The sequence below is a fragment of the Camelimonas lactis genome, assembly GCF_004342915.1.
In the GTDB taxonomy this organism is placed as follows: Bacteria; Pseudomonadota; Alphaproteobacteria; order Rhizobiales; family Beijerinckiaceae; genus Camelimonas; species Camelimonas lactis.
Window position 1 is genome coordinate 1 of record NZ_SLWL01000049.1, and the last position, 2,228, is coordinate 2,228.

General features: G+C 66.9%; 3 protein-coding genes. All 3 read right to left on the bottom strand.

The annotated features are described in order from the left end of the window. Positions 1-13: 13 nt before the first annotated feature. Positions 14-1,492: an IS66 family transposase gene (gene tnpC, locus EV666_RS18085; RefSeq protein ID WP_376886197.1), complete on the bottom strand. Its 1,479-nt coding sequence runs from the start codon at positions 1,490-1,492 to the stop codon at positions 14-16. 108 nt (positions 1,493-1,600) lie between these two features. Then, positions 1,601-1,957 (bottom strand): IS66 family insertion sequence element accessory protein TnpB, encoded by a 357-nt coding sequence (gene tnpB, locus EV666_RS18090; RefSeq protein ID WP_132011048.1) that lies wholly within the window; start codon positions 1,955-1,957, stop codon positions 1,601-1,603. Further along, the coding region (locus EV666_RS18095) for a transposase (RefSeq protein WP_165910087.1) at positions 1,954-2,228 on the bottom strand (275 nt) is incomplete at its 5' end. The genes tnpB and EV666_RS18095, both read right to left, overlap by 4 nt.

A 2,228-nucleotide genomic window follows, 5' to 3' on the forward strand; every position in this document is an offset into this window, starting at 1 on the left:
GTAACCGCTGTTCTCAGGCCACGGCCTTGATTGGGTCCGAGGCGTAGGCCCATGGCAGCAGTTCGTCGATCTGGCTTTGCGGATGTCCGGCGACGATGCGGGTAATGACGTCGGCGAGGTAAAGATACGGGTCGACGCCGTTGAGCTTCGCGGTCTCGATTAGCGAGGCGATTGTCGCCCAGTGCTCTCCGCCGCCGTCGGAGCCGGCGAAGAGCGCGTTCTTCCGATTGAGGGCGATTGGTCTGATGGAGCGCTCGACCACGTTGGAGTCGATCTCGACGCGGCCGTCCTCCAGGAAACGGGCCAGTCCGGGCCAGCGCGTGAGCGCGTAGCGGATCGCCTCAGCGAGCTTGCTCTTCTGGCTGACCAGGGCGAGCTTCTCGCGTAGCCACTCCTCAAGAGCATCCATGATCGGCCGGCTTTTTTCCTGGCGAGCGGCGCGGCGCTCCTCCGCCGGGCGCCCCCGGATCTCATTCTCGATCCTGTAAAGCTCCGCGATGCGCCGGAGCGCCTCCGTTGCAATCGGCGTCGGACCGGATTGCGCCAGTTCATAGAAGCGGCGACGGACATGCGCCCAGCAGAACGCCAGGCTGATGGCGCTGCGCCCGGCCAGCACCCGGTAGCCGGCATAGCCGTCGACCTGCAGGATGCCGGCGAAGCCCTGAAGGTGGCGAAGCGGCTGCTCAGCCTTTCGGTCAGGAGCATAGATGTATGCGACGCCGGGTGGATCGATCCCGCCCCAGGGGCGATCGTCACGGGCATAGGCGAACAGCTGACCCGTCCTTGTGCGGCCGCGCCCGGGATCGAGCACTGGCGCGGTCGTCTCGTCGGCGAAGAGCTTCGATGAGGTCTTCAGCTGTTCGAACAGGCGCTCGTGGACCGGTCGCAGCAGGAAGGCCGCCTTGCCGACCCAGTCAGCGAGCGTCGAGCGGTCGAGGTTCACGCCCTGACGGGCATAGATCTGGGACTGGCGGTAAAGCGGAAGGTGATCGGCGTATTTGCTGACCAGCACGTGGGCGACTGTCGCTTCGGTCGGGATGCCGCCTTCGACAAGACGCGCCGCAGCCGGCGCCTGCAGCACAACTTCCTCGCAACTCCGGCAGGCGTACTTCGGGCGGCGCGTGACGATCACCCGGAACTGGGCCGGGACGATGTCGAGGCGTTCGGAGCGGTCCTCGCCCATGACGTGCAGCATCCCCTTGCAGCACGGGCAGGTCCTGTCGGGGATGTCGATGACCTGCTCGATGCGCGGCAAGTGTGCGGGCAGTGAGCCGCGGTTGGCGCGGCGCTTTCTGACGCAGGCCTCAAGCTTTGCAGGATCGGCGGCTTCCTGGGCAGCGAGGCCTTCTGCCTCAACCTGCTCGACCTCTTCCAGGGCCAGCAGCAACTGGTCCATGGGCAGGCTCTCCGCCCTGCGACCGAAGCGGTGACGCTGCAGTTCCCGGATGATCTGGCGCAACCGCGCGTTCTCGGCGCGCTCGGCGGCGAGCATCGCCTGAAGGGCGAGCGGATCAGTTGTCAGAGGTTCGGCCGGAGTGCTCACGGAACCGATTAGACATTGGATTCCAGTGCGTTGCCAGCGCTCTCGCCGCCCCAGGAATCAACTTGCCGCGACCGGCCTACGCGTCTCGCGAGCCTCATGAACGCGCCGCCAGTCCAGCCCTTCGAGCAGCGCCTGTAACTGCGCCGCCGTCAGCCTGACCACGCCATCGGTGATGGCGGGCCAGCAGAACCTCCCGTCTTCCAGACGCTTCGCCAGCATGCACACCCCGGTCCCGTCGAAGTAGACGAGCTTGATCCGGTCCGCACGCCTCGCCCGGAAGACATAGATCGCCCCACAGAATGGGTCGGCGTCCATCGTCTCGCGGACCAGCGCCGCCAGGCCGTCGGCGCCCTTGCGGAAGTCTACTGGCCGGGTCGCCACCATGACGCGCACAGCGCCGGTAGGGCCGATCATGGCGCGCCTTTCAGGGCACGGATCACGGCGGTGATCGTGGCCGGCGAGGCGCCATCGCCGCACCTTACCGTGACCCCTGACGCCTCAATCTCGATGGCCCCGGATGTTGGCCGTGGCCCGCGCCGCTTCTGTTTCTTCGCGGCCATGGGTTCGGCCTCGACCAGGACTGCTGGCACGAAAGCGGGCAGCGTCTCTGCTTCCATGCGCTGGCGCGCTTCCCGACGCCACGTGAACAGTTGCTGCGGCGTCAGGCCGTGCCGACGAGCCACGG

Bases quoted from the DNA above. Each gene is read 5' to 3' on its own strand.
- tnpB (WP_132011048.1), bottom strand. From the start codon at position 1,957: ATGATCGGCCCTACCGGCGCTGTGCGCGTCATGGTGGCGACCCGGCCA.
- tnpC (WP_376886197.1), bottom strand. From the start codon at position 1,492: ATGCTCGCCGCCGAGCGCGCCGAGAACGCGCGGTTGCGCCAGATCATC.